Source organism: Niameybacter sp. (assembly GCF_036655075.1).
Lineage (GTDB): Bacteria > Bacillota > Clostridia > Lachnospirales > Cellulosilyticaceae > Holtiella.
On record NZ_JAVVQU010000107.1, the window covers coordinates 1 to 1673 of the forward strand.

At 33.8% G+C, this 1673-nt stretch carries 2 protein-coding genes; one reads left to right on the forward strand and one right to left on the reverse strand.

Annotation, left to right across the window (positions count from 1 at the left end):
* The first annotated feature begins 435 nt into the window (after positions 1–435).
* Complete coding sequence (locus RRY75_RS14170) at positions 436–804, forward strand: DUF1667 domain-containing protein (protein ID WP_332717431.1); 369 nt, start codon at positions 436–438, stop codon at positions 802–804.
* A gap of 141 nt (positions 805–945) precedes the next feature.
* Here the strand turns inward: RRY75_RS14170 and RRY75_RS14175 are convergent, their stop codons facing one another.
* Complete coding sequence (locus RRY75_RS14175) at positions 946–1575, reverse strand: histidine phosphatase family protein (RefSeq protein WP_332717434.1); 630 nt, start codon at positions 1573–1575, stop codon at positions 946–948.
* Between the last annotated feature and the right edge of the window lie 98 nt (positions 1576–1673).

Genomic DNA, 1673 nt, shown 5'->3' on the forward strand with positions numbered 1-1673 from the left:
GTGACTTTTGAATCGACTGGTTTAATGGTTACTATTTTATTTTCAAAGTTCATTTATTCTTATTTATCAAGCCTTCAAGGCCTGTGTCTTAGTGGCTGTGTGCCCTGCTGACTTGTATTATTATGCACCATAGACCTACATAAGTCAACACTATTTCTAAACTTTTTTCATGTTTATTTTAGTTTATTTCTTTATCCCCACAATTAATTCACTGTCCCCATTTTATCCACCGTTTTAGTTGTATTTATACACATTTTGTGGATAAATGCAACATATTTGCTAATACCTTCTCATATATTACTACAAAGCTTTTTTCTAAATAATGCTCACTATAACTAGTTTATCCCCTAGTCCTATGCTTTATTATTCTCTTATCACCCTTAGTTAATACTAAATCTCTTCCCTTCCTTATATTATATAGAAAGGAATTAAACTATGGCAATAGTAGAACTAACTTGTATGGGTTGCCCCCTATACTGTAGACTCACAACTCATTTAGATGAAAGCACACCTATTAATCTTAATGGGTACTTTTGTAAAATAGATTTCAACCCTGTTTCTCAAGAATATAATTCTCCTACAACCTTTTTAAAAGCTTCCTTACCTGTTCATCATGGAATCCTACCTCGTGTAAACGTTGAAACTCAGCAAGGTATTTTTCAAAGTTCCCTTAGTGCCTGTATCGATATCCTCAAAACACTCCAAGTACGTGCCCCTATTAATAAAGGTGATATTATCTCAAAAAGCTTAGCTCATACAAATGTTAGTCTTATCTCTACACAAACTATCCCTAGAAGAGATTAGTCTAGTCTAACCTCTTCTAGGGAATTTGCTGCAAACTACAATATACTAACAGCATCTCTTCATATCTTTAATAGTGAATACATTTTGAAAGGATTTGCGAATTAGATAGTGTTCAAGTATTCTATTATCTTGCTTTCTTATTTACCAACCTAGTTGTTTCGCTTGATTACTGAAATGAGTACTATCATTTTTATAAACAATGTGTACCGTTCCATCTACATCTTGTTCAATTTTTGTAAGAGTAGTCTGCCCCATAACTTCTTGATTTACTTCCTCATCCTTAAAGTAATACATTAAGGCCTTTAAAGTGATTCCATGAGCAACAACTAAAATATGTTTACCCTTATGCATTGCAATAATATGGTCCATTGCTTCTTTTACTCTGTCTCTTACTTGTCCTAGGTTTTCACCCTCTGGTGCTGCAAGTGTTGTATTGCCTTCCATAATAAGATTAATATCCCATTCAGGACATTCCTTACTAATCTCATCTGTTTTTCTACCCTCATATGTACCAAAACTCATTTCCATCAGTCCTTCGCAGCTTAAGATCTCTACATCTTTATCTCCTTTAAGGATTTGTGCCGTATGTAAAGCCCTTTCAATAGGACTTGTATAAATCACATCAATCGGAATATCTTTTAGACGTTTTCTAAGTTCATAAGCCTTTTCTATTCCTTCCTGAGTCAATGGAGAATTACCTCTTCCTTGTAATCTCTTTTCTATATTCCATTCTGTTTGACCATGTCTAGTTAAATATAGGGTTGTCTTCATTCTCGTTGCCTCTTTCTTTAATTATAATAATCTTTGTTAACTCAAAGTCATCAACCACCACTTCAAGTGGTGGTTTGAAATTAGCCCTATAAGGGCTG

Coding starts and splice junctions, on each gene's coding strand:
- RRY75_RS14170 (WP_332717431.1), top strand. CDS start 436: ATGGCAATAGTAGAACTAACTTGTATGGGTTGCCCCCTATACTGTAGA.
- RRY75_RS14175 (WP_332717434.1), bottom strand. CDS start 1,575: ATGAAGACAACCCTATATTTAACTAGACATGGTCAAACAGAATGGAAT.